Here is a 25,535-nt window from a genome sequence, read left to right as displayed (position 1 = left end):
AGCCGGGTGCGGTCGGCCCGTAGCGTGCGGCACATGAGCGCAGTGACTTCTGACGTGGTGCGGGTGAAGCTCGTGAAGGCGGGCCGCACGAAGATCGACTATCCGGCGCGGCTCCTCTCCGACGACGGCGGGCACATCACCGTGCGGGCCGACTGGGCGGGCGATGGCGTCCGCGACTTCGGCTTCGTGCGCTTCGAGCCAGGCGACGTGTTCACCGAGCACTACTGGCGCGACCGCTGGTACGCGATCAAGGAGGTCCGGGCGGGCGACGGCACCCTGAAGGGCTGGTACTGCGACATCACGCGCCCGGCGGTCCGGGAGAGCGGGACCGAGAGCGGGGCCGAGAGCGGGGGCTCGGGCGGGGGCTCGGGCGACATCGTCTCCGTCGACCTCGACCTGGACCTGTGGGTCTCCGCCGACGGCGCCCAGGTGCTCCGCCTCGACGAGGACGAGTTCGCGGCCAGCGGCCTCGCCGAACAGGACCCGGCCGCGGCCGACGCGGCCTCCCGCGCCCTGGACGAGCTGGAACTCCTCGCGCGCAGCGGCGACTTCGCGGCCCTGCTGCGCTGAGCGCCGGTCAGTCGCGCACGGCGACGACCGCGTACCGCTCGTCCCGCACCTGTTTGCCCCACAACAGCGCGTCGGACGACAGCTCCTCGTGCCGTACGCCGGCGCCGCCGACCAACTCCCGTACGAGCCCGAGCAGCCGGTCCGCCGGGATGCCCACCGGACTCAGATCGCCCCACACGCCCTCCACCAGGACGAGCCGCCCCCGCGGCCGGAGCAGCGACACCCAGGTCCGCAGGGCCGCCGCCGGGTCGGGCAGGGCCCACAGCACGTGCCGCGCGAGGACCACGTCGCAGGAACCGGCCGGGACAGGGGGCGACGCGGCGTCCCCGAGCAGGAACCGGGCGTCGTGGGACGCGAATTTTCCGCGGGCGAGATCCAGCATGTTCGCGGCGAAGTCGACCCCGGTCACCCGGTGTCCGCGCTCGGCCGCGAGGAGCGCGAGGGAGCCGGTGCCGCAGCCGAGGTCGAGAAGGTCTCCTGGCTGGTCAGGCAGCCAGTCGGCCATGCGCCGTGCCCAGGCGTCCCGGACCTCGGGAGCGCGCAGACCGTGGTCGGGCTCGTCGTCGAAACCGGCCGCGGCGGCGTCCCACTCGGCATGTCCCAGAGAGTGCGTCATTCCCACATCCTGACAACCGCCACTGACAATTGCGCTTCGATGAGGAATCAGCCGGGAACAGGTCTACAACAGCACGATGTTGGAACTCGTGTAGGTACAGGAGGCACCATGCGCCGAGTGACCATGCACAAACCGACCGGAGCGGGCACCGTGACGCGCCGGCTGCGGGAAGAGGCGGCGGAGACGGTGCGTGAGCGCCCCGAAGTACGCAAGGACGTCCGCAAGACGTGGTGGCCCGACGAGTAGGCGGGCCGGTCACATGCGGCTGAGACGCTTGCGGTAGTGGACGCGGTCGTAGGGCCCGTCGGCGCGGCGCTCCACGACCTCGTACCCGTACCGCGGATAGATCTTCCGGTTCTCCCACATCAACGCGTTGGTGTAGAGCCGTACTTCGGGCAGTCCGAGGGCGCGCGCGTGCTCGTCGACGAAGGCGAGCAGGGCGCGGCCGACCCCTTGCCCGTGGGCGGCGGGGTGGACCGCGACGCTGTCGAGGAAGAGGTGGTCGGGGCGCGCCTCGACGACGACGAGGCCGGTCACCTCCGGGTTTCCTGTCACATGCACGAGGCCCGCCGCGATGTTCGCGGCGTGATCGGCCTCCATCGGTTGCGGCACGACGCCGATCCGGGCGAGGTAGGGGCGGTACGCCGCGTCGGTGACGGCTTTCACGGCCGTCACGTCGGCGGCGGTCGCGCGGCGGATCACGCCGGTCGCCGCATGGTCTGCGCTGGTCATGCCACCTTGTCTACGTCACCGCCCCTGCCCCGCGCCACCAGCTTCTGGGCCAGGGGCCAGGCCACGATGAGCAGGACCACGGCGTACACGGTCACGGAGAAGGGCGTATTGACGAGGCCGTGGACGCTGCCGTCGCTGATCTGGAGGGCGCGGCGCAGCTGTTGTTCGGCGTTGGGGCCGAGGATGACGCCGATGACGGCGGGCAGGACGGGCAGTCCGTAGCGGCGCATGCCGAAGCCGATCAGGCCGATGATCAGCAGGATGACCAGGTCCAGCGGGTCGCCGCCGACCGCGTACGCGCCGACCGCGGCGAAGAAGAGGATGCCCGCGTAGAGGTAGGGGCGCGGGATGCGGAGGAGTTTCGCCCAGACCGGGGCCAGGGGCAGGTTGAGGGCGAGCAGCAGCACCATGCCGACGAAGAGGGACGCGATGAGGCCCCAGACGAGGTCGGGTTCGCGTTCGAAGAGCAGCGGCCCCGGCTGGATGCCGTACTGCTGGAAGGCGGCGAGCATGACGGCGGCGACCGCCGTGGTCGGCAGCCCGAGGGTGAGCATGGAGACGAGGGTGCCGGCCGCCGAGGCGGAGGACGCCGACTCCGGGCCCGCGACGCCCTCGATGGCGCCCTTGCCCCACTCGTCCTTGTGCCGGGAGAGGCGCTTCTCCGTCACGTAGGAGAGGAACGTGGGGATCTCGGCGCCGCCCGCGGGGATCGCGCCGAACGGGAAGCCGATGAGCGGGCCGCGCAGCCAGGACTTCCAGGTGCGGCGCACGTCCGCCTTGCCGAGCCAGGGGCGGCCGACGGGGATGGCCTCGCCGCCGCCGCCGCGGCGCAGGTGCGCGGCGACCCACAGGGCCTCGCCGATGGCGAAGAGGCCGACCGCGACGATGACGACGTCGACCCCGTCGGCGAGCTGCAACGAGCCGAAGGTGAGCCGCTGCTGGCCGGTCATCTGGTCCAGGCCGACGAGGCCGATGGTGAGTCCGATGAGGAGCGAGGCGAGACCGCGCACGCGCGAGGAGCCGAGGACGGAGGTCACCGCGATGAACGCGAGGACCATGATCGCGAAGTAGTCGGGGGCGCCGATGTCGACGGCGAGCGAGGCGACCTTGGGGGCGAGCGCGACGAGCAGGATCGTGCCGATCATGCCGCCCGCGAAGTGCCCGATGGCCGCGGCGGCGAGCGCTTGTGCGCCGCGGCCCGCCTTCGCCATCGGGTTGCCTTCCATGGCGGCGACGACGGCGGCGCTCTCCCCCGGCGTGTTGAGCAGGATCGAGGTCGTCGAGCCGCCGAACATCGCGCCGTAGTAGATGCCCGCGAACATGATGAACGCGCCGGTCGGTTCGAGCCCGTACGTGACCGGCAGGAGCAGGGCGACGGCCATGGCGGGCCCGATGCCGGGCAGGACGCCGATGGCGGTGCCGAGCAGGACGCCGAGCGCGGCCCACAGCAGGTTGACCGGGGTGAGGGCGGTGCCGAAGCCGTCCATGAGGGAGGTGAGGGCGTTCATGGCGTCACAGCGCTCCCATCAGGGGCCCGCCCGGCAGGGGGACGCCGAGGAGGTTGTCGAAGAGGACGTAGGTGAGGAGGGAGAGGGCGGCGGCGATCAGCGGGTCCCGCTGGGGGTGGCGGCTGCCGAGGGCGTAGGCCGCACCCCAGAAGAGGAGGGCGCCCGCGACGGGGAAGCCGAGCGGCTCGATGAGGACGGCGAAGGCGAGGAAGACCCCGGCGAGGAGGAGCACCGTGCGCCAGTCGGCGGGCTCGGACAGGTCGATGTCCTCGCCGGCCTCGGCCTCGCCGCGCCCGCCCCGCAGGACGTCGACGGCGAGCAGCACGGCGACGAGCAGCAGCCCGCCGCCGACGACGTACGGGACCGTCCTCGGGCCGACGGGTCCGCGCTGGGTCAGGTCGACGTCCATGGTGAGCGCGTCGGTGAGGACGAGGACGCCGAGGGCGAGCAGCAGGACGCAGACGCCGAGTTCGGAGTGGTCGCGCAGCCAGGAGCGCGCGGGCGCCGCCGGTGCGCGGGTCTCGGTGGAGGCCGTCACAGCCCCAGCTCCTTCAGTACGGAGACGACGTTCTCGTCCTGGGCGGTCAGGAAGTCCCCGAAGTCGTCGCCGGTGAGGAACGCGTCGCCCCAGCCGTTCTTCTCCAGCGACTGCTTCCACTCCTTCGAGGCGTGCAACTCGCGCACCAGGGTGGTGAGTTTGGTGCGCTGGGTGTCGGAGAGGCCGGGCGGGGCGACGATGCCGCGCCAGTTGGTGAAGTCGACGTCGTAACCGGACTCCTTGAGCGTCGGCCCGTCGAGGCCCGGGACGCGTTCGGGTCCGGTGACGGCGAGGAGCCGCAGCTCACCGCTCTTGATCTGGTCGAGGTATTCGCCGACGCCCGAGACGCCGAAGGCGACCTTGCTGCCGAGGATGGAGGCGAGGAGTTCGCCGCCGCCGTCGAAGGGGATGTAGTTGACCTTCTTGGGCGCGATCCCGGCGGCCCGCGCCATCAGCATCGGCGCCAGGTGATCGGGCCCGCCGGGCGAGGACCCGCCCCCGACGGGCAGCTTGCCGGGGTTCTTCTTCCACGCCTCGACGAGCTGCTCGATGTCCTTGTACGGGGAGTTCTTCGCGACGACGACGACATCCGCCTCCTCGGTGAGGCGGGCGATGGGGGTCGTGTCGGCGAGGGTCTTCGGGGAGTGGTTCGACCGCGCGGCGCCCACGACCCCCAACCCCATGGACATGGCCAGCTTGCCGTTGCCGTGCTCGCCGACGAGCCGGGTGAGGCCGACGGTGCCGCCCGCGCCGGGCAGGTTGAACACCTCGATGTTGTGGGTGAGTCCGGCGTCCTCGGCGTTCTTGGCGGCGGTGCGCGCCGTGATGTCGTAGCCGCCGCCGGGCGTGTTGGGGACCATGAGGCGCAGGCCGGGGATCTGCGTGCCGGTGTCGGCGCCGCTGCCGGTGGTGAGCAGCGGCGGCCCCACCAGGACGAGAGCCGCGGCCCCGAGCAGGGCGAGGGGTGTGCGCAGGCGCACGGGTGCCACCACCTGTCGAGTACGGGTCGGGTGTGCGGGGGTTGTGAGGTGGCCCACATGTTGCCGTCGCGTTAACGGACTGTCTCTCTTCCGCAAGCAAGGAACGTTGTGGTCCTTGTGGTCGCGCGCCTACCCTGCGCCAGTGACAAAGGCGCTGGTGACCAAGGTGCTGGTGGTGGACGACGACTTCATGGTCGCCAAGCTGCACAGCCGGTACGTGTCCGCCCTCGACGGCTTCGAGGTGGCCGCCGTGGCGCACAGCGGCGCGGAGGCGCTCCGCGCGGCGGAGGCGGCCCGCCCCGATCTGGTGCTGCTCGACGTGTACCTGCCCGACATGGACGGCATCGACGTGCTGCGGGAGCTGCGGGCCGCCGAGGAACGGGATCCGTCACGGGCCCCGGTGGACGCGCTGTTCATCACGGCCGCGCGGGACGCGGAGATCGTCCGGGCGGCGCTGCGGGCGGGTGCGCTGCACTATCTGATCAAGCCGTTCAACCAGGCGGCGCTGCAAGAACAACTGCGGCACGTCGCGTCGGTACGGGCCCGCCTCGACACGCTGGACGAGGCCCGCCAGGAGGACGTCGACCAGATCTTCGGCGCCCGCCCGCCCGGCTCCCGGGAGCTGCCCAAAGGCCTGGCCGCACACACGGCGGACCTGGTGGAACGCACCCTGCGCGCCCACCCCCAGGGCCTCTCGGCCACGGAATGCGCCCAGGAGGCGGGCTCCCTGTCGCGGGTCAGCGCACGCAGGTACCTGGAGTTCTTCACGGAGACGGGGAGAGCGCGGGTGACGCTGAGGTACGGCGGAACGGGCCGCCCGGAGCGCCGGTACACATGGACGGCCTAGGGGCGCGGGGAACGGCGCGAGCAACCACGACGCACCCGCGCCCGCACCCGCACCCGCACCCGCACCCGCACCCGCCAACAAAAAACGATGCGCCTACGGCGCTGAGGCCGCTCTTCCTGAGCACAATCTGAGCCGCGCCTTAAGCGCGCCATAAAGATCAACTCAGACCCCTCGGACGGGCAGATCCGCGCAACATCCCGGGCTAACTTCGCTGTCACGACCCCCCGTTCGAAACCGCCCAGGAGCACTCATGCCCACCCCCCGAAAGCTCGCCGCACTCACCGCCACCGGCATCGCCCCCCTCGCCCTGCTCGCCGTCTCGACCACCCCCGCGGCGGCGCACGGCACGCTCGGCGACCCCGTCAGCCGCGTCGCCGCCTGTTACGCGGAGGGCGCCGAGAGCCCCACGTCGGCGGCGTGCAAGGCGGCGGTCGCCGCGGGCGGCCCGCAGGCCCTGTACGACTGGAACGGCATCCGGGACGGCGCCGCCGGCGGCAAGTCGCAGGAGCGCATCCCGGACGGCAAGCTCTGCTCGGCGAACTCCGAGGAGTTCAAGGGCATGGATCTGGCCCGCGCCGACTGGCCCGCGACGCAGGTCTCGGCGGGCTCGTACACGTTCAAGTACAAGGTGACGGCCCAGCACAAGGGCACGTTCAACCTGTACCTGACGAAGCAGGGCTACGACGCGTCGAAGCCGCTCGCCTGGTCGGACCTGGACCTGGAGCACCCGGTGGCGACGAAGACGGACCCGACGGCCGAGGGCGGCTTCTACACCTTCTCCGGCACGCTGCCCGAGCGCACGGGCCGCCAGCTGATCTACGGCATCTGGCAGCGTTCGGACAGCCCGGAGGCGTTCTACTCCTGCTCGGACGTGACGTACGGCGGCGACTCGGCCTCGTCGGAGGGCGCGGCCCCGGCGCCGTCCGCCCCGACCGACGAGCAGATCGCGGAGGACGCCGACAAGTCGACGGTCGACCACAGCGGCATGGACATGAGCGGCGAGGACGACACGACGGCCCCGCACGAGAGCCACGAGAGCCACGAGGCTCACGAGGCCCACGAGAACCAGGCGGCGGACGAGGCGCAGGAGTCCGCCACCCCGGTGCAGGACGAGCAGCTTGCCGCCCAGGGCAACACCCAGAACCTCGCGGAGACCGGCGGCGACTCCACCACCCCTTACCTCGCGATGGGCGGAGCCGCCGCGCTCGCGCTGGGCGCCACGGGCCTGTTCATCTCGGTGCGCCGCCGCGCGACGCGCTGACCTCACGCCAGGTCACGTCAGGCCAGGCCAGGCCAGGTCACCAGGCGGGCTTGATCGGACCCGCGGGCGCCACGGCCGTCAGCTGCTCGGCCAGCGCCCGCGCCCCGCGCTCCCCGAGCCGCTCCACCCACGGCCGCACCGCCTCGGCCATGGCCTCCTCGGCCGCCCGGGTGCAGGCCCGGCCCCGTTCGGTCAGCACGACGAGCCGGGCCCGCGCGTCGGCCGGGTGGGGGCGGCGCTCGGCGTACCCCTTGCGCACCAGCTCGTCGACGAGTTGCGCGGCGGCCTGCTTGGTGACGCCGAGGTGCGCGGCGAGGTCGGTGGCGGTGGCGTCCCCGGTGGAGAGCCGTACGAAGGCGAACCCGTGGGCGGGCCGCAGCCCCTCGAAACCCTTGGCGACGACGGAGGCGTGGATGCGGTGCGTCAGGTCGCCCGCGGCGGCGAGGAGGGCGACGGACAGGGCCATGGCGTCGGAGTTCTGCACGCGGGTATTGAAACACCCTTGACGAGATGGTCAAGCAGCTTGACTATATGGACAAGCAGCTTGACCACCTGTACGTGTCGAACAAGGAGCAGCCATGCCCGTCGTCCGCGCCGCCGAGCCCGTCGTCCACGAACTGCACGGAACCCGTTTCGTCTCGTACGCCACCCCCGCCACGGGCAGCAAGGAGCTGGCCGCCTGGCGGGCCGAGATCCCGGCGGGCACGAAGGCGCCCGTCCACACCGTCACCCGCGAGGAGATCCTCCACCTCCTGACCGGCGCGCTGCGCCTGACGATCGACGGCGCCGCCCACACTCTCAGCGCCGGGGACACGGCGATCGTGAACCCGGGTGCGACTCTCGGGGTCGAGAACCCGGCGGACGCCCCGGCCACGATGTGGGTGACGACCTCCGTGGGGCTGGAGGCGGAGCTCGCGGACGGTACGCGGATCGCCCCGCCCTGGGCGAACGCCTGAGGTCAGGCGGCCAGGGAGGCGGGGACGATCGCCCCGGGGCCGAACCGGGCCCGTGCCCGGTCGGCCACCGCCTCCAGGGTTCTGGCCCGTTCGTCCACGGGGTCGAAGGTCAGCTGCCGGGTGGCGGCCCCGGCCGGGCCGAGGCCTTCGGCGCGCAGGGCGATCGCGCGCACCCGGGCCCGCTGCAGCCCCAGCGCGTCGTACATCCGGTACGCGGTCCCGGTCAGGGCGACGGAGTGGGCGCTCGGCTCGGCGAGCGTCCGGCCGCGTACGGTCGCGGAGCGGTCGGCGTAGCGCACGGTGAGGGTCAGGGAGCGGCACACCTGGCCCTCGTCCCGCATCCGGGCGCCCAGCTCGTCGGCGGCGGCCAGGAGGGCGCGGCGGTGCCGGTACGGGTCCAACTCGTCGCGCGGGAAGCCGCGTTCGGCGGCGAGGGAGCGCGCGGCGGCGTTCGGGACGACGCGGGTGCGGTCGATGCCGCGCGCCTTGTCGTGCAGGTCGCGTCCGACGCGGGCGGTGGTGAGGCGTTGCAGGGTGGACAGCGGCGCGGCGGCGAGGCGGCCGACGGTGTCGAGCCCGTACTCGCCCAGGGTCCGCGCGGTGGCGGCGCCGACGCCGGGGAGCGCGCCGACCGGCCGGCCGTCGAGGAACTCCCGCGCGTCCCGCACCGCGTACGTCACGCCGGGCGCGGCCTCGCGGGCGGCCATGCGCGCGAGCATCGGGCCGGGACCGGCCCCGATCAGGCACTCCACGCCGTGCAGGGCGACGGCCCTGACCCGGATGACGGAGGCGATCTGCCGGGCACCCCGCCCGAAGTACCGTACGGCGCCGCGCAGATCGACCAGGGCGGTGTCCGGCGGCAGCGCCTCGACGGCCGGGCTGAACGCGGAGAGCAGGCCGAGGAGGCGGGGCAGGGACGTCTCGTCGCCGGGCGGCAGCAGGAACCGTACGCACAGCACACCGCCCGGCCCGTGCTCGGCCGTACTCATCCCGCACTCCCCTGGCTCTGGTGCCACAGCTTGCGCCGCGGGCCCGTGTTCCCGTCACCGGCCGGCTTCAGGTCGGCCCACGGGTTCAGGACGAACCCGTTCGCCATCTGGATCCGCCGGCCGCTCTCGCCCCGCTCCTGGCCGGACTCCGCGCCGGGCGGCGGTTCGGCCATGCGCCGCGCCACCCCGTCGAGCCCCTGCTCGCCGTAGACCTCCGTCAGCTCGGCCATGTTCCACGCCGCTTCGCCCACCACGCTCAGGCTGCGCGGTCCGCGCCGCTGGACCGTGCCCCGTACGAGGAGCAGCCACGAGTGGAAGACGGTGTGCGCGCAGGCGGCGTGGGCGTCGTCGAAGAACGCGAGGTCGACGAGGCCCGTGCCGTCGTCGAGGGTGGAGAAGACGACGCGCTTCCCGGACCGGATCGGCGGGGTCTGGGTGGCCGCCTTCGCCCCGGCGACCAGGACGGTGCTGCCGTGCTCGGCGTCGCGCAGCCGCCGCGCGGAGACGACGCCGAGCTCGTCGAGGAACGTCTGGTAGTCGCCCATGAGATGGCGGGAGGCGTCCATGCCGAGGACGCCGAGTTCGGCGCTCATCCGTTCCGCGTCGCCGAGGTCGGGCAGTCCGGCGGATGCGGTGCGGCGGCCGCCGGTCAGCGGGAGTTGCTCGCCGCGCGCGCCGTGTCCCGAGCGCTGCAGTTCGGCCAGGTGGAGTTGCAGGTCGCGGCGGTTGGCGCCGAACGCGTCGAGGGCGCCGACCTGGGCGAGCCGGCCGGCGAGCGGGCGGCTCGGGCGGGCCCGTTCCCAGAAGTCGAGCAGGGAGGCGTAGGGGCGGCCCGCGGCGATGCGTCCGGCCTCCGCCTCGCTGATGCCGTAGACGTCGGAGAGGGCGAGCCGGATGCCCCACGTCCCCTCGGACTTCCCGTTCCCGGACTCCCCATCCCCGGACTTCCCGTCCCCGGACTCCCCATCCCCGGACTTCCCGTCCCCGGACACCCCGTCCCCGGACTTCCCGTCCCCGGACACCAGTTCGATCTGATGATCGACCGCCGACTTGTTCACGTCCAGTGGAAGCACCGGCACCCCCCGCCGCCGCGCGTCCGCGAGCAGCAGCCGCTTCGGGTACATGCCGGGGTCGTGCGTGAGCAGCCCCGCGTAGAACGCGGCGGGATGATGGGTTTTCAGCCAGGCCGACTGGTAGGTCGGGACGGCGAAGGCCACGGCGTGCGCCTTGCAGAACCCGTACGAGCCGAACGCCTCGACGATGGCCCAGGTCCGCTGGATGGTCTCGGCGTCGTAGCCGCGCACCGCCGCGTGCTGGGCGAACCAGAACTTGATCAGCTCCTGCGACGCGGGGTCGGACAGGCCGCGCCGCACCCGGTCGGCCTCGTCGCGGCCGCAGCCGGTCATGATGTCGACGATCTGGATGATCTGCTCGTGGAAGACGACGACGCCGTACGTCTCGCGCAGCGCCTCCGCCAGGTCGGGGTGCGGATAGCGGGCCGGGGCCCGGCCGTGCCGTGCCTCGATGAACGGGCGCACCATGTCGGCGGCGACGGGTCCCGGCCGGAACAGCGAGATGTCCACGACCAGGTCGTGGAAGGTGGCGGGCTGGAGCCGCCCGACCAGGTCGCGCTGGCCCGGCGACTCGATCTGGAAGCAGCCGAGCGTCTCGGTGGACTGGACGAGCCGGTACGTGTCCGGGTCGGTCCGGGGCAGCGCGTCGAGGTCCACGGACTCACCGGTCGTCCGCTCGATCTCGCCCACGGCGTGCGCCATCGCGGACTGCATCCGCACCCCGAGCACGTCGAGCTTGAGCAGGCCGAGGTCCTCCACGTCCTCCTTGTCGAACTGGGCCATGGGGAAGCCCTCGCCGCTGGTCGGCACGGTCGGCGTACGGGCGAGCAGGGAGGCGTCGGAGAGCAGCACCCCGCACGGGTGCATGGCGACGCCCCGGGGCAGCGCGTCGAGCGCCTCGACGAGGTCCCAGAGACGCGGATGGTCGCCGAACTCCCCCGCGATGTCCCGAAGTTCGGGCAGCTCGGCCATGGCGGTGCGGGCGTCGCGGGCGCGGACGTGCGGGAACGCCTTGGCGATGCGGTCGATGTCGGCGGGGGCCATGGACAGGGCCGCGCCGACGTCCCGGATCGCGTGCCGGACCCGGTAGGTCTCCGGCATCGCGACGGTGGCGACGCGCTCGGGCCCGAACCGGTCGAGGATCGCGCGGTAGACGTCCAGGCGGCGCGCGGACTCCACGTCGACGTCGATGTCGGGCAGGACGGAGCGGCGCTTGGACAGGAAGCGCTCCATGAGCAGGCCGTGCTCGACCGGGTCGGCATTGGCGATGCCGAGCAGGTAGTTGACGAGCGATCCGGCGCCCGAGCCGCGCGCCGCGACCCTGATGCCCATGCCCCGCACGTCGTCGACGACCTGGGCGACGGTGAGGAAGTAGGTGGCGAAGTCGTGGTGGGCGATGATGTCCAGCTCGCGGTGGAGCCGCTCCCAGTACGCGCGGTCGCCCGCGTGGCCGAGGCGGACCATGCCGGCGGTGGCGCGGGAGGCGAGGACGCGCTGGGCGGTGCGCCGCCCGGCGCCCACGAGGTGCGGCTCGGGGAAGCGGACGGAGCCGATGCCGAGGTCGTCCTCGGGGTCGACGCGGCAGGCGGCGGCCGTCCGCTCGGTCTGTTCGAGCAGCCGGCGGGCCGTGGAGCGGTGGAAGCCCGCCGCCTCCACGATCCGCTCGGCCTCGGCCAGCATGGCGGCGGGGTCCTTCAGCCAGCGTTCGCCGCTGTCCAGCTCCTTGGTCGGGTCGATGGGGACGAGGCGGCGCGCGGCGTCCAGGACGTCGGCGACGGGGCCCGCGCCCGGGTCGGCGTAGCGGACGTCGTTGCTCAGGACCGGGCGGACGCCCTGCTCCGCGGCGAAGCCGACGGTGCGGGCGGCCAGCCGGAGCGAGCCGGGTCCGGTGCCCGTCCTGCCGTGGTGGACGGCTTCGAGGCGCAGGGCGTCGCCGTAGACCTCGCGCCAGGGGACGAGCAGCGCCGCCGCGCGGTCGGGGCGTCCGGCGGCGAGGGCACGGCCGACGTCGGAGTCGGGGCCGAGCAGCACGGTGAGGCCGTCGCCGTGGTTGGCGTCCCAGGGCAGGCGGACGTCCTTGGGGTCGTCCCCGGCGTGCGCGGCGGTGATCAGGTGGCAGAGGTCGGCCCAGCCGCGGGCTCCGTCGCGGGCGAGGAAGGTGGCGCGGGGTGCCGACTCGTCGACGAAGGCGCCGCCGCGTACGGGGGCCGGGCGCTTGATGCCCGGCTCGCGGGCGCCCACCGCGAGGTCGGCGCCGAACAGCGGGCGCACCCCGTGCTCGGCGCACGCCTTGGCGAAGCGGACGGTTCCGGCGACGGTGTCCCGGTCGGTGAGGGCGGCGGCGGCCATGCCCCGCTCGGCGGCGCGCTCGGCGAGCCGCTCCGGGTGGGAGGCGCCGTAGCGCACGGAGAACCCCGAGACGGTGTGCAGATGCGTGAAGTCCACCGCACGCACCTCCAGCACACCTCGAGCCGATCGGATCTCACCTCCCCCACCTCCACCATAGACCAACTTTCGAACGCGTGTACGACAGTCGTTCGAGAGGCGGCACCGCCGTGCCGGCCTACGCCCCCGTTCGGCCCACCCCGCCTGCACGACACCGGCCGCCGCCGGAGCGTTGGGGCATGAGGTTCGCCGATGAGTTCAGATCCGCCGTCACCCCGCGCGCCACGCTCCTTGTGATCGGCGTGCTCGCCCTCCAGCTGCTCTTCATCGCCTCCTACGTGGGGGCGCTGCACAATCCGACACCGAAGGACGTGCCGTTCGGCGTCGTCGCCCCGGTGGAGCAGGCGGCACGCCAGGCCGAGCAGCGGATGGCCCGGCTGCCGGGGTCCCCGCTCGACCCCCGCGTGGTCGCCGACGAGAGGACCGCGCGGCGGCAGATCCTCGACCGGAAGATCGACGGCGCCCTGATTCTCGACCCGCGCGGCACCAAGGACACCCTGCTCGTCGCGTCGGGCGGCGGCACCGTCCTGGCCAGTGCCCTGGAGACGATCGCCACGAAGGTCGACGGCGCCGAGCGGCGGACCGTGCAGAAGGTCGACGTGGCGCCCGCCTCGCCCAGCGACTTCGACGGGCTCTCCGCGTTCTACCTCGTCGTCGGCTGGTGCGTCGGCGGCTACCTGTGCGCGTCGATCATGTCGATCAGCGCCGGGTCCAAGGCCGGCAGCCCGCAGCGGGCGGCGATCCGGCTCGGCGCCATGGCGGTCGTCTCGGTCGTCGGGGGCATCGGCGGCTCGTGGATCATCGGCGACTCGATCCTCGGCGCGCTGCCCGGCTCGTTCTGGGGGCTCGCCGGGCTCGGCGCCCTGGTCACCTTCGCGGTCGGCGCGCTCACGCTCGCCCTGGAGGAGCTGACCGGCATCGTCGGCATCGGCCTGGCCGTGCTGCTCGTCGTCATCGCGGGCAACCCGAGCGCGGGCGGCGCCTTCCCGCTGCCGATGCTGCCGCCGTTCTGGCAGGCGATCGGGCCGTGGCTGCCGCCGGGCGCGGGCACCTGGGCGGCGCGCTCGATCGCGTACTTCCACGGCAACGACCTGACGAAGTCGCTGCTCGTCCTCTCCGGCTGGGCGGTGCTCGGCGTCGTGGTGACGCTGGCCGTGTCGGCGCTGCGTCAGCGCAGGCGCGGCGGCGCGCGGAACGGGGTGGGACGGGGCCCGGAGAACGGGTCGACCCACGTGGGTGTCGCGTCGTAGGACCTCCCGCGCCCCGGCAGCACCCGCCCGGGTCGCGCAAAGACCCGCCCCCGCTGGCGGCGGGGGCGGGTCTTGACACTGCTACGCGGGATCAGCCGATCTCCGACCCCGTGGCGGACAGCGCTTCCGGTACGGGCTGGAAGAACGTCTCGCCGCCCGACGTGCAGTCGCCGCTGCCGCCGGAGGTGAGGCCGAGCGCCGTGTCGCCGGCGAAGAGGGAACCGCCGCTGTCGCCCGGCTCGGCGCAGACGTCGGTCTGGATGAGACCGTTGACGATGTCGCCGTTGCCGTAGTTCACGGTGGCGTCCAGGCCGGTCACCGTGCCGTCATGGACCTGGGTCGTGGAGCCGGAGCGGGTCACCTGCTGGCCGACGGTGGCGTCCCCGGCCTGGGTGATCGTCTGCGCGGACCCGTTGTAGAGGTCGACCTCGCTGGGGTGCGGGACGTCGGCGGTGTACTTCACCAGACCGAAGTCGTTGTCCGGGAAGCTGGACTGTTCGTTGGTGCCGATGACCTGGCCGCTGGAGTCGGACCAGGTGGAGATCGACTCGGTGCAGTGGCCCGCCGTGATGAAGTACGGCTGGCCGTCCTTGACCACGTTGAAGCCGAGGGAGCAGCGTCCGCCGCCGCCCGTGATGGCGTCACCACCGGCGATGAACTTGGTGAACTCGCCCTGGGTGCGCTTGAGTTCGGCCTTGGCGCCGAGCCCGTCGACGACCTTGTTCAGCTTCTCCCAGGCCGCGCCCTTGACCGTACGGTCGGCGGTGACGACGACCTTGTTGGTGGCGGGGTCGGTGGCCCACGAGGTGCCGGGGATGGTCGCGTCGCTCTTCAGCGTCGCGCGGGCGCCGTCGAGCGCGGCGAGGGAGTTCTCGACGACTCTGGCCTTGGCGCCGGCGCTCTGGACGGCCTGCGCGGCGTCCTCGTTGAGGACGTTGACGACGAGGTGCTTGGCGTCGGCGTCGTAGTAGCTGCCCGCCGTGTCCGTACCGAGGCTCTTCGCCAGGGACGAAGCGAGATTTCCGGCCTTCGCGACGGAGAGCGTCTGGGGCGCCGGATCCGCCGCTGGGGTGCTGGCGTTCGCAGTCTGGAAGGTGATGCCCGCGGCGACCAGAGCGGCGATTCCCGCCCCGGCCACGGCGACGCGCCGCTTGGGTATGCGTCGGTGCTTCAACTCATGTCCTCCTGTGGGGGGTTCGGAACAGGCCCGATGTGGGGGTGGGCCGTGTTCCGTGAGGCTGACGAGCCCACTATCCCGAGCGTCACAGGGAGCACACAAGGTCGACTTCAGGACGCGCGTACGGGAACTGCCGTGCGCCTTTCGTACCTTGTACGCCCCTGGCGGCCCACGTCGGTCCCCTTTGCAAACACCCTGTGCTCGGGAGGTTCGGCGGAGGGTAAGGTCTGGTCCTGTCCGAAAATCGGTGGTGTAAAAGCGCCCGGCCCGTTGCTTCATGTGGCCCGCGGAGTCTCTTCCTCCGCCACCGGCTCCTGCGCGCGCCGGGCTTTCCCGTCGAGTCCCTCCAAGGCGTCCGGTGCGGACATGTGCCGCACGGCCGCCTCCGCCGCCCGCCCCGCGTCCCCCGGCGTGGCCCGCTCCAGGAAGCGCAGCAGCTCCACCGGGAACGGCAGGACGAGTGTCGAGTTCTTCTCGGCGGCGACCGCCACCACGGTCTGCAGGAGCCGGAGTTGCAGCGCGGCGGGCTGGTCCGACATGACCCCGGCCGCCTCGGCGAGCTTCTTCGACGCCTGGAGTTCGGCGTCGGCGTTGATGACGCGGGCCCGCCGCTCCCGGTCCGCCTCGGCCTGCCGGGCCATCGACCGCTTCATGGTCTCCGGGAGGGACACGTCCTTGATCTCGACGCGGTCGATCTGCACGCCCCAGCCGATGGCCGGGCTGTCGATCATCAGCTCCAGGCCCTGGTTGAGCTTCTCGCGGTTGGAGAGCAGGTCGTCGAGGTCGCTCTTGCCGATGATGGAGCGCAGCGAGGTCTGGGCCATCTGCGAGACGGCGAACCGGTAGTCCTCGACCTGCACCACGGCCTCGGCCGCGTCGACCACCTTGAAGTAGATGACGGCGTCCACCCGCACCGTGACGTTGTCCCGGGTGATGCCGTCCTGTGCGGGCACGGGCATCGTGACGATCTGCATGTTGACCTTGTGGAGCCGGTCCACGAACGGGACGATCATCGTGAACCCGGGTCCGCGCACCGCCGACCTGAGCCGGCCGAGGCGGAACACCACCCCCCGCTCGTACTGGCGCACGACCCGCGCCGCCGCCATCCCGTACACCGCTCCGGCGCAGACCGCGGCCACCCCGGCCGCCACCAATTCCTCGACCATCGCACGGCCCCCCTGGGTCCGAAGTGGGCGCAGCAACGCAGCACTTCGACGGTAACCCCGGCAGGGGGCGGGGCGGGAGAGCCGGGCGGCGAGGAGAAGCGCGGACGAGGAAGCCCCCGCCGGGCCGGACCGGCGGGGGCTTCGCACACTGGCCGTGCTGGGTGTCCGTGCTTGCGCGGGCACGGACGCCGGATGTCGGGGCCGGGACTAGAAGACGTGCATCCCGTAGGCGTTGAGCGCCTCGACGACCGGCTGGAAGAACGTGGTGCCGCCGGAGGAGCAGTTGCCGCTGCCGCCGGAGGTCAGGCCGTAGGCGGTGGTGCCGCCGTACAGCGGGCCGCCGGAGTCGCCGGGCTCGGCGCAGACCGTGGTCTGGATGAGGCCGGAGACGACGTCGCCGCCGCCGTAGTTGACGGTGGCGTTGAGGGCGGTGACCCGGCCGCTGTGGATGCCGGTGGTGGAGCCGCGCCGGGTGACCGTCGTGCCGACGGACGGCGTGGCCGCGTTGGTGATGTCCACGCTGCCGACGGTGCCGGACTTGGTCACCGAGGTGTTGGTGTAGCGCACGAGGCCGTAGTCGTTGCCCGGGAAGCTCGACCCGGCGGTGGTGCCAAGGGTCGTGGTGTGGCCCGAGTTGGACCACCAGGTGCCCGCACCGTCGGTGCAGTGCCCGGCCGTCAGGAAGTAGTCGGCCCCGGCGCTGTTCTTGACGTTGAAGCCGAGCGAGCAGCGCCAGCTACTCGCATAGATGGCGTCGCCGCCGGAGATCAGCTTGTTGAACGTGCCGGGGGTGTGCTTGATCTTGATCGCCCCGGCGGTGTCGCCCGCCTCCTGCTTGATGCGGGATATCTCCGCCTGCGAGACCGACTCGTCGACGGTCACGACGACCTGCTTGGTCGCGGGGTCGACGGCCCACGCCGTACCGGCGATGTCGGCGCTGCGCACCGCGTCGCTGGTCTGCGTGAGTTCGGCGGCGCTGAAGGTCTGCGGGGCGTCGGCGGCGTGCGCGGAGGGTACGGCGAACGCTGCCGCGGCAAGGAAGCCGGTGCCCGCGGCGATCAGCCTGGTCCGTCTCACCGTGCCATTGGGGGTGGTGCGCTTGATCCTCACTGCTCGTTCCTCCCGAGGGGAAGTCGGGGGCCCGCGTGGGGTCGGGGCCCGTGAGGCGCGGCCAGGGCGGGCGTCCGGATTCCGAACACGCCGTGTTCCTGACAAGCGCTTGCCCGGGAGTATTCGGCGATTCAAATGATCGACTCAAGAGCGCCTTTCAGACGTGCACGGGATCTCCGCATGCACGACGGAACGCCCCGACGGCTTCACTCGTACATCCCGTACGCCGCCGGGGCTCGGCTCCTTCGGGGTAGACGGGCTGCGGAGCCCTCAGGTTCCACCGCCCCGGCCGGCCGCCACGGGATGGCCGGAAGTCGGCGCTCCGGATGCGGCGGGGCGCAGACCCAGATGCGCGCGCAGGGTGGTGCCCTCGTACGCCGTGCGGAACACACCCCGCTCCTGGAGGAGCGGCACCACCCGGTCCACGAACGCGTCGAGCCCGCCCGGGGTCAGATGCGGGACGAGGATGAATCCGTCGGCCGCGTCGCCCTGGACGAAGTCGTCGAGGTCGGCGGCGACCGCGTCCGGCGTCCCGATGAACGACTGCCGGCTGCTCGCCTCGATCACCGTCTGCCGGATGGAGAGGCCCTTGGCGCGGGACAGGGCCCGCCACTTCTCGGCGAGGGCGAGCACGTCACCGCGGTGCGTACGCCCCTGCGAGAGCCCGGAGTCGACGACCGGGTCGATGGCGGGCAGCGGCCCGTCCGGGTCGTACGAGGAGAGGTCGACGCCCCAGACCTGTTCCAGGGCGAGGATCGCGTTCTGCGGGGAGACCTGGCGGCGGCGGATCTCGGCGGCCTTCTCCTGCGCCTCGGCGGCGGTGTCGCCGAGCACGACCGTCACCCCGGGCATGATCTTGAGGTCGTCCGGCTCCCGCCCGTACGCCGCGAGCCGCGCCTTCACGTCGGCGTAGAACGCCTGCCCGGCATCCAGGGTGCCGTGCCGGGTGAAGATGACGTCGGCGGTGGACGCGGCGAACTCGCGGCCCTCGGCGGAGTCGCCCGCCTGGATGACGACGGGGTGGCCCTGCGGCGGGCGCGGGACGGAGGGCTCCCCTTCGACGGTGAAGTGCCGCCCCGCGTGCCGGAACGGGCGCCCGGTGCCCGCGTCCCACACCTTCCGCGCCACTTCGACGAACTCGGCGGCGCGGGTGTACCGGTCGGCGCGGTCGAGGTAGCCGCCGCGGCGGAAGTTCTCGCCGGTGAACGCGTCGGAGGAGGTCACCACGTTCCAGGCCGCGCGCCCGCCGCTGAGGTGGTCCAGGGAGGCGAAGCGGCGGGCGGTCTCGTAGGGCTCGTTGAAGGTGGCGTTGACCGTGGCGGCGAGCCCGAGCCGGTCGGTGACGGCGGCGAGCGCGTTGAGGACGGTCAGCGACTCGGGCCTGCCCACCACGTCCAGGTCGTGGATGCGGCCCTTGTGCTCGCGCAGCCGCAGCCCCTCGGCGAGGAAGAAGAAGTCGAAGAGGCCGCGTTCGGCGGTGCGGGCCAGGTGCTCGAAGGAGGCGAAGTCGATCTGCGACCTCGACGCCGGATCGTCCCAGACGGTCGTGTTGTTGACGCCGGGGAAGTGGGCGGCGAGGTGGATCTGTTTGCGGTCACCGCGCGTGCTGCGTGGCAGGGTCATGAGGGGTCTCCCGCGAGGGCGGCGTACTGGCTGGCGGGCCGGGCCAGCCCCAGGTGCTCCCTGAGCGTGCTGCCCGGGTAGAAGGTGCGGAACAGGGCGCGGTGCTGGAGCAGCGGCACCGTCCCGTTGACCAGGCGCTCCAGGTCGCGGCGCGGATCGAGCGGCGTCAGGTGGAAGCCGTCGGCGGCGCCCGCGCGGTGCCAGTCGGTGATGAGGTCGGCGAGGTCGACGGGCCCGCCCCGGTACAGCGGGCCCTCGCTCGTGGGCAGCGGGCCGCCGCCGTGCCCCGGCTGGGCCGCGTACTCGCCGTCGCCGAGGTCGATCCGCAGGGCGGCGAGGACGCGCAGGGTGCCGGGGTCGCGGCCGTGCTCGGCGGCGCGGCGCCGCAGCCCGTCGCGGGCGGCGGCGAGCCGGTCCGGTTCGGCGACGGCGACCAGGGCGACATCGGCGTGCCGGGCGGCGACGTCGTACGCGTACGGCAGGGTCGCGTCGATCACGACGACCGGGTTGCCCTGCGGCGGGCGCGGCACGATGGACGGGCCGCGCACGGAGAACGTACGCCCCTCGAAGTCGACGTGGTGCAGTTTGTCGCGGTCGACGAAGCGGCCGGTGGCGGCGTCCCTGATCTCGGCGCCGTCCTCCCAGCTGTCCCACAGTTTGCGGGCCACGTCGACCACGTCGCCCGCCTCGCGCCACAGGTCCGCGGGGGCGGCGGCGTCCCGGCGCCCGACGAGGCGCGCCTCGTGGTCGCCGGGCGAGACGTCGGGCCGCCAGCCGGCCCGGCCGCGGCTCACCCAGTCGAGCGTGGCGACGGCGGCCTGGACGTGGAAGGGCTCGGTGTGGGTGGTGGTCACGGTCGGCACGAGGCCGACGCGTGAGGTGCGCGGGGCGATCCGGGACAGCACGGAGAGGCTGTCGAGGCCCGGCCCGCCGAAGCCGTCGTGCAGGGTGACGAAGTCGAGGGCGCCGTGCTCGGCGAGGCGGGCGAGCTGCAGATGGGGTCCGGCGTCGAAGGTGCCGGGCAGGTCGACGGCCGCGGCGAGGTGCAGCAGGCCCCGGCCCGGTTGGCTGGTCATGGCTGGTGGACCTTTCGGGAGCGTAAGAGGAGGGAAGGGCTCACGGCTTCGGCAGGCCCTTGGGGTTGATCTCCGACTTGGCGACGGCCTCGCTCGACAGGTCCCACCGCTTGAGGACCCGCCCGTACGAGCCGTCCGCGATCACGTGGTCCAGGGCGGCCGCGTAGGCGTCGACGAGGCCGCTGCCCTTCTTCGTCGTCGCCGCGATCTTGCCCTGCACGAGGTCGCCGCCGCCCGAGATGGTGCCGATGATCTGCGACTGCCCGGCGGAGGCCACGTGGTAGGCGGCGGACGGGTTCGGGCCGAGATAGGCGTCGATACGCCCGGACTGGAGCGCCAGGTAGTAGTCCGTGTCCTTCTGGAAGTACTTGATGGTGACGGGCTTCAGACCGGCCTTCTCGTCCTGCTTGCTCCAGTCGACGAGGATCTTCTCCTGGTTGGTGCCCGAGGTCACGGCGATGGTCTTGCCCGCGACGTCCTTCGGCCCCTTGACCCGCCAGTCCGTGCCCTTCTTCGCCTCGAAGGCGATGTTGTCGAGCCGGTACGTCGCGAAGTCGTACTTCTCCTTGCGCTCCTCGGTGACGGTCACGTTGGAGAACACGGCGTCGAACTTGCCGCTGTCGAGCCCGACAAAGAGGTTCTCCCAACTCACCAGCTCGGACTGGAGCTTGAGGCCGAGCGTGTCCGCGACGAGGGTGGCGATGTCGAGTTCGGAGCCGATCCGCGTCTTGTCGTCGGTGGCGAAGAAGCCGAGCGGTGGCGAGGCGTCGGCGCTGCCGCCGAGCCGCAGCGTGCCCCGCTCGCGAACCGCCTCCGGCACCAGGGCCGCGATCTTGGCGTCCTTCTTGCCCCGGATGCGGTGCTGGTCGGGGCCGATGTTGATGCTGCCGACCTTCTTGGTGCCGCCGCTGCCGGTGGTCGTGGCGGCGTCGCTGTCACCCCCGCAGGCGGCGAGGAGCGGGGAGAGGGCGAGCGCGGCGACGGAGGCGGCGAGGGTGCGGCGGGAAAGCATGGACGTACTCCTAAGTGGTTGCGCGACAAGGGAAAGCGGGGGTTCAGAGGACCTTCGACAGGAACGCCTTCGTGCGGTCCTCGCGCGGCGCGTCCAGTACGTCGCCGGGGGCGCCGCGCTCGACGATGCGGCCCTCGTCCATGAAGACGACGGTGTCGGCGACCTCGCGGGCGAAGCCGATCTCGTGGGTGACGACGATCATCGTGGTGCCCTGGTGCGCCAGGTCCTTGATGACGTCGAGGACCTCGCCGACCAGCTCCGGGTCGAGCGCGGACGTCGGCTCGTCGAACAGGAGCAGCTTCGGCTCCAGGGCGAGCGCGCGGGCGATGGCGACGCGCTGCTGCTGGCCGCCGGAGAGCTGGCGGGGGTAGGCGTCCGCCTTGTCGGCGAGGCCGACGCGGGCGAGGAGGGCGCGCGCGGACTCGACGGCCTGGGCGCGGGGCCGCTTGAGCGCGGCGACGGGCGCCTCGGTGACGTTCTCCAGGACGGTGAGGTGCGGGAAGAGGTTGAAGTTCTGGAAGACGAAGCCGATGTGGGTGCGCTGTTTGAGGACCTCGCGTTCGCGCAGCTCGTACAGCTTGTCGCCGGAGCGGCGGTAGCCGACGAGCGCGCCGTCGACGCTGATCCAGCCGCTGTCGACCTTCTCCAGGTGGTTGATGGTGCGCAGCAGCGTCGACTTGCCGGAGCCGGAGGGGCCGAGCACGACGGTGACCTCGCCGGCCCGCACCTCCAGGTCGATGCCGCGCAGCACTTCGAGGGAGCCGAAGCTCTTGTGGACGGCCTTGATGTCGACCATGGGGGCCGGGGCCTCGGGGGCGGGGGCGCTCATCGGGTCGTGCCTTTCGCGAAGTGGCGCTCCACGTAGTGCTGGAGTACGGAGAGCGCGCTGGTCAGGAGGATGTACCAGGCGGTGGCGACCATGAGGAGCGGCACCACGCGGCCGTTGCGGCCGTAGATGACCTGCACCTGGTAGAAGAGTTCGCCGATCGCCATGACGGAGACGATCGAGGTGCCCTTGAAGAGGGAGATGACCTCGTTGGCGGCGTTCGGCAGGATCGAGCGCATCGCCTGCGGCAGCACGATCCGGCGGATCTGGCGCAGGCGCGGGATGCCGAGCGCGGCCGCCGCCTCCAGCTGACCGCTGTCGACGGCGAGGACGCCGCCGCGCACGATCTCCGCCGCGTACGCGGCCTGGTGCAGGGCGAGCCCGAGGACGGCGGCGCTCATCGCGCCGACCAGGCCCATCGTGTCGAAGGAGAAGAAGCCGGGCCCGAAGGGGATGCCGAACTGCAGCTCCTTGTACAGGTAGGCCAGGTTGAACCAGAAGAGGAGCTGCACGATGAGCGGGATCGAGCGGAACGCCCAGATGTAGCCGAACGCCACCGTCTTCAGGAACCGGCTGCGCGAGAGCCGCATGAAGGCCAGCACGATGCCGAGGGCGAAGCCGAGCGCGGTCCCGTAGAAGGTGAGCTGGAGGGTCGTCCAGACGGCCTTGAGGATGACGTCCGCGGTGAAGAACTCCGCGAACACCTCCCACTCCCAGCCCGCGTTGGTGACCAGGCCGTGCGCGAACTGGGCGAGCAGCACGGCGGTCGCGGCGATGGCCACCCAGCGCCAGGGGTGGCGGACGGGGACGACCTTGAGCTGGGCGTAGTCAGGGGGCGACGGTGCCGCCTTTCCCTCGTGCTGGACGGGTGGGTCGCTGGTCAGAGACATAGGGGTACCTCGAAGTGATCAAGAGGAAGGGAGGACGCGGGGCCGCTCAGGCGGCGGTGGCGCGACAGGACAGGCCCCGCAGGAACGCGAGGATGGCGCGCGCCGTGGCGTCGTTCTGCCGGAAGGACGGGCTGTTGGTGCGCGGCCGGGTGAAGCCTCCGGCGCCCCGCGCGTTGGTGTGCGGGCCGAGGGCGAAGCGGCGCGGGTGGGCGCCGCCGTCGCGGTACAGGACGCGTCCGTCGTCCGGGTCGACGGCGAGCAGCCCGGCCGGGGTCGACAGGGCCCCGTCCGCGTGCAGCTCGCGCAGGAGCCGGTCGCGGGTACGGGCGAGCGTGGGCTGCGGAAGGCGGGCCTCGACAAGGGCGCGGGCCTCCACGACATGGCCCGGCACGGTGGCACCGGTCGCCCGGAACACCCCGTCCTCGGCGCTGACCCGCATGTCGGCCCCGACGAACTTCACGACGCCCGCGCGGGACAGCGCGAGCAGCTGGCGAAGACGGGGTCCTGGCGGCCCCGAGGCCAGATAGCTGAAGAAGCCGTGCCACCAGTCGCCGATGTCGCCGAGCCGCATGACCTGCCCGTACACGGAGAGCAGGCCGATGAAGACGGCGAGGTCGGGGCTGTGCGCCGGGTCGTGGTGACGGTCGAGGTCGGCGGTGATGTAGGCGCGAAGGCCGGCCTGGAGATCGTCGTAGGAGGTGTGCCGGACCCCGGCGAGGGGGTGGTCGAGGGCGTCGAGGTCGAGCCGGTCGGCGGGGTCGGGGACGGCGGAGGCGACGAGGGCGTGCAGTTCGGCGCCGAGCGGGGCGGCGGCCGCGTACTTCTCCTCGAAGTCGGTCCAGGCCATGGCGGTGCGCTCGGGGTGCGCGGTGAAGAGGCGGTGGTAGTGCGCGAAGCCGAGTTCCTTGTCGATGAGCGGCCACACGTCGGCGCGGAAGTCGAACCCGTCCGGTCTGGCGAGGAGTGCGTCGATCTGGGCCGGGCCGAGGAAGCGCGGCAGCGGCGGGCGCTCCCCCGCCGCCGCGTCCCAGTCGTAGCCGATCTTCGAGTGGTACGGGACGCCGCGCCGCGAGCCGACGTGGAGGACGGGCTCGCGGCCCGAGGGGATGTACCGGTCCCCTTCGTAGCGCCCGCCGCGCCCCTCGGTGAGCAGCACCATGAGGTCGACGAAGGCGAGCCCGAAGCCGCGTACGAGGACGTCCTGGCCCGGCGCGAGCGCGCTCAGGTCGGAGTCGGCGGTGAAGTCGGGGGGCAGGTGGACGAGCCCGTGCCGCAGGGCGTAGGCGCGCAACTCGCGCTGTCCGTCGTCGAGTTCGGCGTCCAGGTGGCCCTGGGCGAGGAGGACGGTGTCACCGAGCAGCGGCTTGGTGCGGCCCTCCAGCCACACCTGCTGGCGTCCGTCGCGCGGCCCGTCGACCCGCAGGGCGCGCCGCGCGTGGTGGTGGACGACGACGCCCTCGGGCAGCGCGGCGACGGCCTTCTCGTACACCCAGCGCAGGTAGCGGCCCTGGCTGCGCCGGTCGGCGAAGACGCGCCCGTCGAGGCCGGCCCACTCGTGCAGGGCGGGGCCGGGCCGTACAGGGCCGTCGACCTGCACGGTGTCGTCGGTGAACATGGTGACGTCCTGCGCCTGCGAGTTCATCCACAGCAGCGGCGACTGTTCGCGCCGCCAGATGCGTCCGGCGCCCGGCGGGTACGGGTCGACGAGATGCACGTCGAGCGCCAACTCCGCGCCGTCCTCGGCGGTGTTGGCGGCGATGCGCTCCAGGATGCCGGTCGCCCGGGGCCCCGCGCCCACGATCACGAGGGACTGCCGCGCCGCGCTCACCGGGTCGTCCCGCGCGCGTAGTGCCGCTCGATGTAGTACTGGCCGACGCTGAGCAGTGACGTGACGACGACGTACCAGATGGTGGCGACCAGGAGCAGCGGGATGACCTGGTAGGTGCGGTGATAGACGAGCTGCACCGAGTAGAGCAGGTCCTGCACGGCGATGACGCTGACGATCGAGGTGCCCTTGAGGGTGCCGATCAGCATGTTCCCGGCGGGCGGCACGATGGAGCGCATGGCCTGCGGCAGCACGATCCGGCGCCAGCGGCGGGCGCGGCTGAGCCCGAGCGCCTGGGCGGCCTCGATCTGGCCCCGGTCGACGGAGAGGATGCCGCCGCGCACGACCTCGGCGGCGTAGGCGGCCTCGTGCAGGGTGAGCCCGATGATGGCGACGGTGACCGGGCCGAACAGGTCGACGGTCTTCACGCCGAGGAGCGTCGGGTACAGGGCGCCGATGTTGAACCAGAACAGCAGCTGCACCAGGATCGGCATGGACCGGAACAGCCACACGTAGCCCCAACTCACGGCACGCAGCACGGGGTTGGCGGAGAGCCGCATGATGGCGAGCAGCGTGCCGATCGCGAAGCCGAGCGCCATGACGAGCGCGGTCAGCCACAGTGTGAGCCCGAGCCCGCGCAGGACGGACGACGAGGTGAAGTACTCCCCCACCACGTCCCACTGGAACGCCTCGTTGCGCAGGACCGAGCTGACGGCGAGTCCGAGCAGGACGAGGACGAGGGCGGCGGCCACCCACTGTCCGGGGCGGCGGCGCGCAACGATGCGCGGTGCGGCGGAGGCGGCGGCCGGCGGGGCCGAGGGCGGGACTTTGGCGAGGATGTCCGATGACATGAGAAGGCTCCGTGGGACCGGACATCCTGGATGGCCGGCCTGGTCTTGCCTTCGACACCTGCGTGCGCACGGGAATCGGCACCGGAGCCCCTCAGCAGCGGTACCGCCCCTGAGAGTACGGGCCCTTGCGCGCGCTCTGTCAAGGGTGTCCACAGTGTGAGCCGTACGTCTCAAGTGAGTTGACGCCGAAACGGATGCCTGTTCCACTTGGCGC

The 25,535-nt window shown here is 72.4% G+C and carries 24 protein-coding genes; 6 read left to right on the top strand and 18 right to left on the bottom strand.

What is annotated here, in order from left to right; translation table 11 throughout:
- Positions 1 to 33: 33 nt before the first annotated feature.
- Positions 34 to 570 carry a DUF402 domain-containing protein gene (locus C1N81_RS34585; protein WP_394435252.1) on the top strand — a complete coding sequence of 179 codons (537 nt, stop codon included), beginning with the start codon at positions 34 to 36 and terminating at the stop codon, positions 568 to 570.
- A 7-nt stretch (positions 571 to 577) separates the two neighbouring features.
- On the opposite strand, the gene C1N81_RS34580 is transcribed toward C1N81_RS34585, so the two are convergent.
- Positions 578 to 1,186 (bottom strand): class I SAM-dependent methyltransferase, encoded by a 609-nt coding sequence (locus C1N81_RS34580; RefSeq protein WP_394435251.1) that lies wholly within the window; start codon positions 1,184 to 1,186, stop codon positions 578 to 580.
- 108 nt (positions 1,187 to 1,294) lie between these two features.
- Here C1N81_RS34580 and C1N81_RS34575 point away from each other — a divergent pair, with 108 nt between their 5' ends.
- Positions 1,295 to 1,432 (top strand): hypothetical protein, encoded by a 138-nt coding sequence (locus tag C1N81_RS34575; protein WP_394435250.1) that lies wholly within the window; start codon positions 1,295 to 1,297, stop codon positions 1,430 to 1,432.
- Positions 1,433 to 1,441: 9 nt separating this feature from the next.
- Here C1N81_RS34575 and C1N81_RS34570 read toward each other — a convergent pair whose 3' ends face one another.
- From C1N81_RS34570 to C1N81_RS34555, 4 genes are read right to left on the bottom strand one after another with little or no spacing between them, the layout of a single operon-like run.
- Complete coding sequence (locus C1N81_RS34570) at positions 1,442 to 1,918, bottom strand: GNAT family N-acetyltransferase (protein ID WP_394435249.1); 477 nt, start codon at positions 1,916 to 1,918, stop codon at positions 1,442 to 1,444.
- On the bottom strand, positions 1,915 to 3,426 hold the full coding sequence (locus C1N81_RS34565; protein ID WP_394435248.1) for a tripartite tricarboxylate transporter permease: 1,512 nt from the start codon (positions 3,424 to 3,426) through the stop codon (positions 1,915 to 1,917). Before C1N81_RS34565 ends, C1N81_RS34570 begins: the two co-directional genes overlap by 4 nt.
- Before the next feature lie 4 nt (positions 3,427 to 3,430).
- Positions 3,431 to 3,964: a tripartite tricarboxylate transporter TctB family protein gene (locus C1N81_RS34560; protein ID WP_394435247.1), complete on the bottom strand. Its 534-nt coding sequence runs from the start codon at positions 3,962 to 3,964 to the stop codon at positions 3,431 to 3,433.
- The gene (locus tag C1N81_RS34555; protein ID WP_394438420.1) at positions 3,961 to 4,944 is read right to left on the bottom strand and encodes a Bug family tripartite tricarboxylate transporter substrate binding protein; all 984 of its coding nucleotides are present in this window, start codon (positions 4,942 to 4,944) and stop codon (positions 3,961 to 3,963) included. Before C1N81_RS34555 ends, C1N81_RS34560 begins: the two co-directional genes overlap by 4 nt.
- Before the next feature lie 157 nt (positions 4,945 to 5,101).
- Here C1N81_RS34555 and C1N81_RS34550 point away from each other — a divergent pair, with 157 nt between their 5' ends.
- Together C1N81_RS34550 and C1N81_RS34545 are read left to right on the top strand one after the other, a co-directional pair.
- Positions 5,102 to 5,791: a response regulator gene (locus tag C1N81_RS34550; RefSeq protein WP_394438418.1), complete on the top strand. Its 690-nt coding sequence runs from the start codon at positions 5,102 to 5,104 to the stop codon at positions 5,789 to 5,791.
- A gap of 250 nt (positions 5,792 to 6,041) precedes the next feature.
- Positions 6,042 to 7,052 carry a lytic polysaccharide monooxygenase auxiliary activity family 9 protein gene (locus C1N81_RS34545; RefSeq protein ID WP_394435246.1) on the top strand — a complete coding sequence of 337 codons (1,011 nt, stop codon included), beginning with the start codon at positions 6,042 to 6,044 and terminating at the stop codon, positions 7,050 to 7,052.
- Positions 7,053 to 7,089: 37 nt separating this feature from the next.
- Here C1N81_RS34545 and C1N81_RS34540 read toward each other — a convergent pair whose 3' ends face one another.
- A complete protein-coding gene (locus tag C1N81_RS34540; protein WP_394435245.1) occupies positions 7,090 to 7,536 on the bottom strand; it encodes a MarR family winged helix-turn-helix transcriptional regulator in 447 nt (148 codons plus the stop codon).
- 94 nt (positions 7,537 to 7,630) lie between these two features.
- Between C1N81_RS34540 and C1N81_RS34535 the strand changes: the two genes are divergently transcribed.
- On the top strand, positions 7,631 to 8,008 hold the full coding sequence (locus tag C1N81_RS34535) for a cupin domain-containing protein (protein WP_394435244.1): 378 nt from the start codon (positions 7,631 to 7,633) through the stop codon (positions 8,006 to 8,008).
- 2 nt (positions 8,009 to 8,010) lie between these two features.
- Here the strand turns inward: C1N81_RS34535 and C1N81_RS34530 are convergent, their stop codons facing one another.
- Together C1N81_RS34530 and C1N81_RS34525 are read right to left on the bottom strand one after the other, a co-directional pair.
- Positions 8,011 to 8,997, bottom strand: a complete 987-nt coding sequence (locus C1N81_RS34530; RefSeq protein ID WP_394435243.1) for a DNA polymerase Y family protein — start codon at positions 8,995 to 8,997, stop codon at positions 8,011 to 8,013.
- Entirely contained in the window at positions 8,994 to 12,515 is a 3,522-nt protein-coding gene (locus C1N81_RS34525) for a DNA polymerase III subunit alpha (RefSeq protein ID WP_394435242.1), read from the bottom strand. Before C1N81_RS34525 ends, C1N81_RS34530 begins: the two co-directional genes overlap by 4 nt.
- 179 nt (positions 12,516 to 12,694) lie before the next feature.
- Between C1N81_RS34525 and C1N81_RS34520 the strand changes: the two genes are divergently transcribed.
- Complete coding sequence (locus C1N81_RS34520) at positions 12,695 to 13,765, top strand: DUF3533 domain-containing protein (protein WP_394435241.1); 1,071 nt, start codon at positions 12,695 to 12,697, stop codon at positions 13,763 to 13,765.
- A gap of 91 nt (positions 13,766 to 13,856) precedes the next feature.
- Here the strand turns inward: C1N81_RS34520 and C1N81_RS34515 are convergent, their stop codons facing one another.
- The 10 genes from C1N81_RS34515 to C1N81_RS34470 all read right to left on the bottom strand — a co-directional run bounded on the left by C1N81_RS34515 (position 13,857) and on the right by C1N81_RS34470 (position 25,321).
- Positions 13,857 to 14,939: a S1 family peptidase gene (locus tag C1N81_RS34515; RefSeq protein WP_394435240.1), complete on the bottom strand. Its 1,083-nt coding sequence runs from the start codon at positions 14,937 to 14,939 to the stop codon at positions 13,857 to 13,859.
- A 278-nt stretch (positions 14,940 to 15,217) separates the two neighbouring features.
- Complete coding sequence (locus C1N81_RS34510; RefSeq protein ID WP_394435239.1) at positions 15,218 to 16,108, bottom strand: slipin family protein; 891 nt, start codon at positions 16,106 to 16,108, stop codon at positions 15,218 to 15,220.
- Positions 16,109 to 16,315: 207 nt separating this feature from the next.
- Positions 16,316 to 17,218 (bottom strand): S1 family peptidase, encoded by a 903-nt coding sequence (locus C1N81_RS34505; RefSeq protein ID WP_394435238.1) that lies wholly within the window; start codon positions 17,216 to 17,218, stop codon positions 16,316 to 16,318.
- 270 nt (positions 17,219 to 17,488) lie between these two features.
- A complete protein-coding gene (locus C1N81_RS34500; protein ID WP_394435237.1) occupies positions 17,489 to 18,841 on the bottom strand; it encodes an LLM class flavin-dependent oxidoreductase in 1,353 nt (450 codons plus the stop codon).
- On the bottom strand, positions 18,838 to 19,917 hold the full coding sequence (locus C1N81_RS34495) for an LLM class flavin-dependent oxidoreductase (RefSeq protein WP_394435236.1): 1,080 nt from the start codon (positions 19,915 to 19,917) through the stop codon (positions 18,838 to 18,840). The genes C1N81_RS34500 and C1N81_RS34495 overlap by 4 nt, the downstream gene beginning before the upstream one ends.
- A gap of 40 nt (positions 19,918 to 19,957) precedes the next feature.
- The gene (locus C1N81_RS34490; RefSeq protein WP_394435235.1) at positions 19,958 to 20,929 is read right to left on the bottom strand and encodes an ABC transporter substrate-binding protein; all 972 of its coding nucleotides are present in this window, start codon (positions 20,927 to 20,929) and stop codon (positions 19,958 to 19,960) included.
- Positions 20,930 to 20,972: 43 nt separating this feature from the next.
- Positions 20,973 to 21,758, bottom strand: a complete 786-nt coding sequence (locus C1N81_RS34485; protein WP_394435234.1) for an amino acid ABC transporter ATP-binding protein — start codon at positions 21,756 to 21,758, stop codon at positions 20,973 to 20,975.
- Entirely contained in the window at positions 21,755 to 22,645 is an 891-nt protein-coding gene (locus C1N81_RS34480) for an amino acid ABC transporter permease (protein ID WP_394435233.1), read from the bottom strand. Before C1N81_RS34480 ends, C1N81_RS34485 begins: the two co-directional genes overlap by 4 nt.
- A 46-nt stretch (positions 22,646 to 22,691) precedes the next feature.
- The gene (locus C1N81_RS34475) at positions 22,692 to 24,473 is read right to left on the bottom strand and encodes an FAD/NAD(P)-binding protein (protein ID WP_394435232.1); all 1,782 of its coding nucleotides are present in this window, start codon (positions 24,471 to 24,473) and stop codon (positions 22,692 to 22,694) included.
- Positions 24,470 to 25,321: an amino acid ABC transporter permease gene (locus C1N81_RS34470; protein ID WP_394435231.1), complete on the bottom strand. Its 852-nt coding sequence runs from the start codon at positions 25,319 to 25,321 to the stop codon at positions 24,470 to 24,472. The genes C1N81_RS34475 and C1N81_RS34470 overlap by 4 nt, the downstream gene beginning before the upstream one ends.
- Between the last annotated feature and the right edge of the window lie 214 nt (positions 25,322 to 25,535).

Source organism: Streptomyces sp. SGAir0957 (assembly GCF_043523415.1).
Note: the sequence above shows the minus strand (reverse complement) of the source record. Positions and strands in the feature narration are given on the sequence as shown.

Excerpts from the sequence above, each read along its gene's own strand:
- C1N81_RS34585 (WP_394435252.1), top strand. The coding sequence starts at position 34 with ATGAGCGCAGTGACTTCTGACGTGGTGCGGGTGAAGCTCGTGAAGGCG.
- C1N81_RS34580 (WP_394435251.1), bottom strand. The coding sequence starts at position 1,186 with ATGACGCACTCTCTGGGACATGCCGAGTGGGACGCCGCCGCGGCCGGT.
- C1N81_RS34575 (WP_394435250.1), top strand. The coding sequence starts at position 1,295 with ATGCGCCGAGTGACCATGCACAAACCGACCGGAGCGGGCACCGTGACG.
- C1N81_RS34570 (WP_394435249.1), bottom strand. The coding sequence starts at position 1,918 with ATGACCAGCGCAGACCATGCGGCGACCGGCGTGATCCGCCGCGCGACC.
- C1N81_RS34565 (WP_394435248.1), bottom strand. The coding sequence starts at position 3,426 with ATGAACGCCCTCACCTCCCTCATGGACGGCTTCGGCACCGCCCTCACC.
- C1N81_RS34545 (WP_394435246.1), top strand. The coding sequence starts at position 6,042 with ATGCCCACCCCCCGAAAGCTCGCCGCACTCACCGCCACCGGCATCGCC.
- C1N81_RS34535 (WP_394435244.1), top strand. The coding sequence starts at position 7,631 with ATGCCCGTCGTCCGCGCCGCCGAGCCCGTCGTCCACGAACTGCACGGA.
- C1N81_RS34530 (WP_394435243.1), bottom strand. The coding sequence starts at position 8,997 with ATGAGTACGGCCGAGCACGGGCCGGGCGGTGTGCTGTGCGTACGGTTC.
- C1N81_RS34520 (WP_394435241.1), top strand. The coding sequence starts at position 12,695 with ATGAGGTTCGCCGATGAGTTCAGATCCGCCGTCACCCCGCGCGCCACG.
- C1N81_RS34510 (WP_394435239.1), bottom strand. The coding sequence starts at position 16,108 with ATGGTCGAGGAATTGGTGGCGGCCGGGGTGGCCGCGGTCTGCGCCGGA.
- C1N81_RS34500 (WP_394435237.1), bottom strand. The coding sequence starts at position 18,841 with ATGACCCTGCCACGCAGCACGCGCGGTGACCGCAAACAGATCCACCTC.
- C1N81_RS34495 (WP_394435236.1), bottom strand. The coding sequence starts at position 19,917 with ATGACCAGCCAACCGGGCCGGGGCCTGCTGCACCTCGCCGCGGCCGTC.
- C1N81_RS34490 (WP_394435235.1), bottom strand. The coding sequence starts at position 20,929 with ATGCTTTCCCGCCGCACCCTCGCCGCCTCCGTCGCCGCGCTCGCCCTC.
- C1N81_RS34485 (WP_394435234.1), bottom strand. The coding sequence starts at position 21,758 with ATGAGCGCCCCCGCCCCCGAGGCCCCGGCCCCCATGGTCGACATCAAG.
- C1N81_RS34480 (WP_394435233.1), bottom strand. The coding sequence starts at position 22,645 with ATGTCTCTGACCAGCGACCCACCCGTCCAGCACGAGGGAAAGGCGGCA.
- C1N81_RS34470 (WP_394435231.1), bottom strand. The coding sequence starts at position 25,321 with ATGTCATCGGACATCCTCGCCAAAGTCCCGCCCTCGGCCCCGCCGGCC.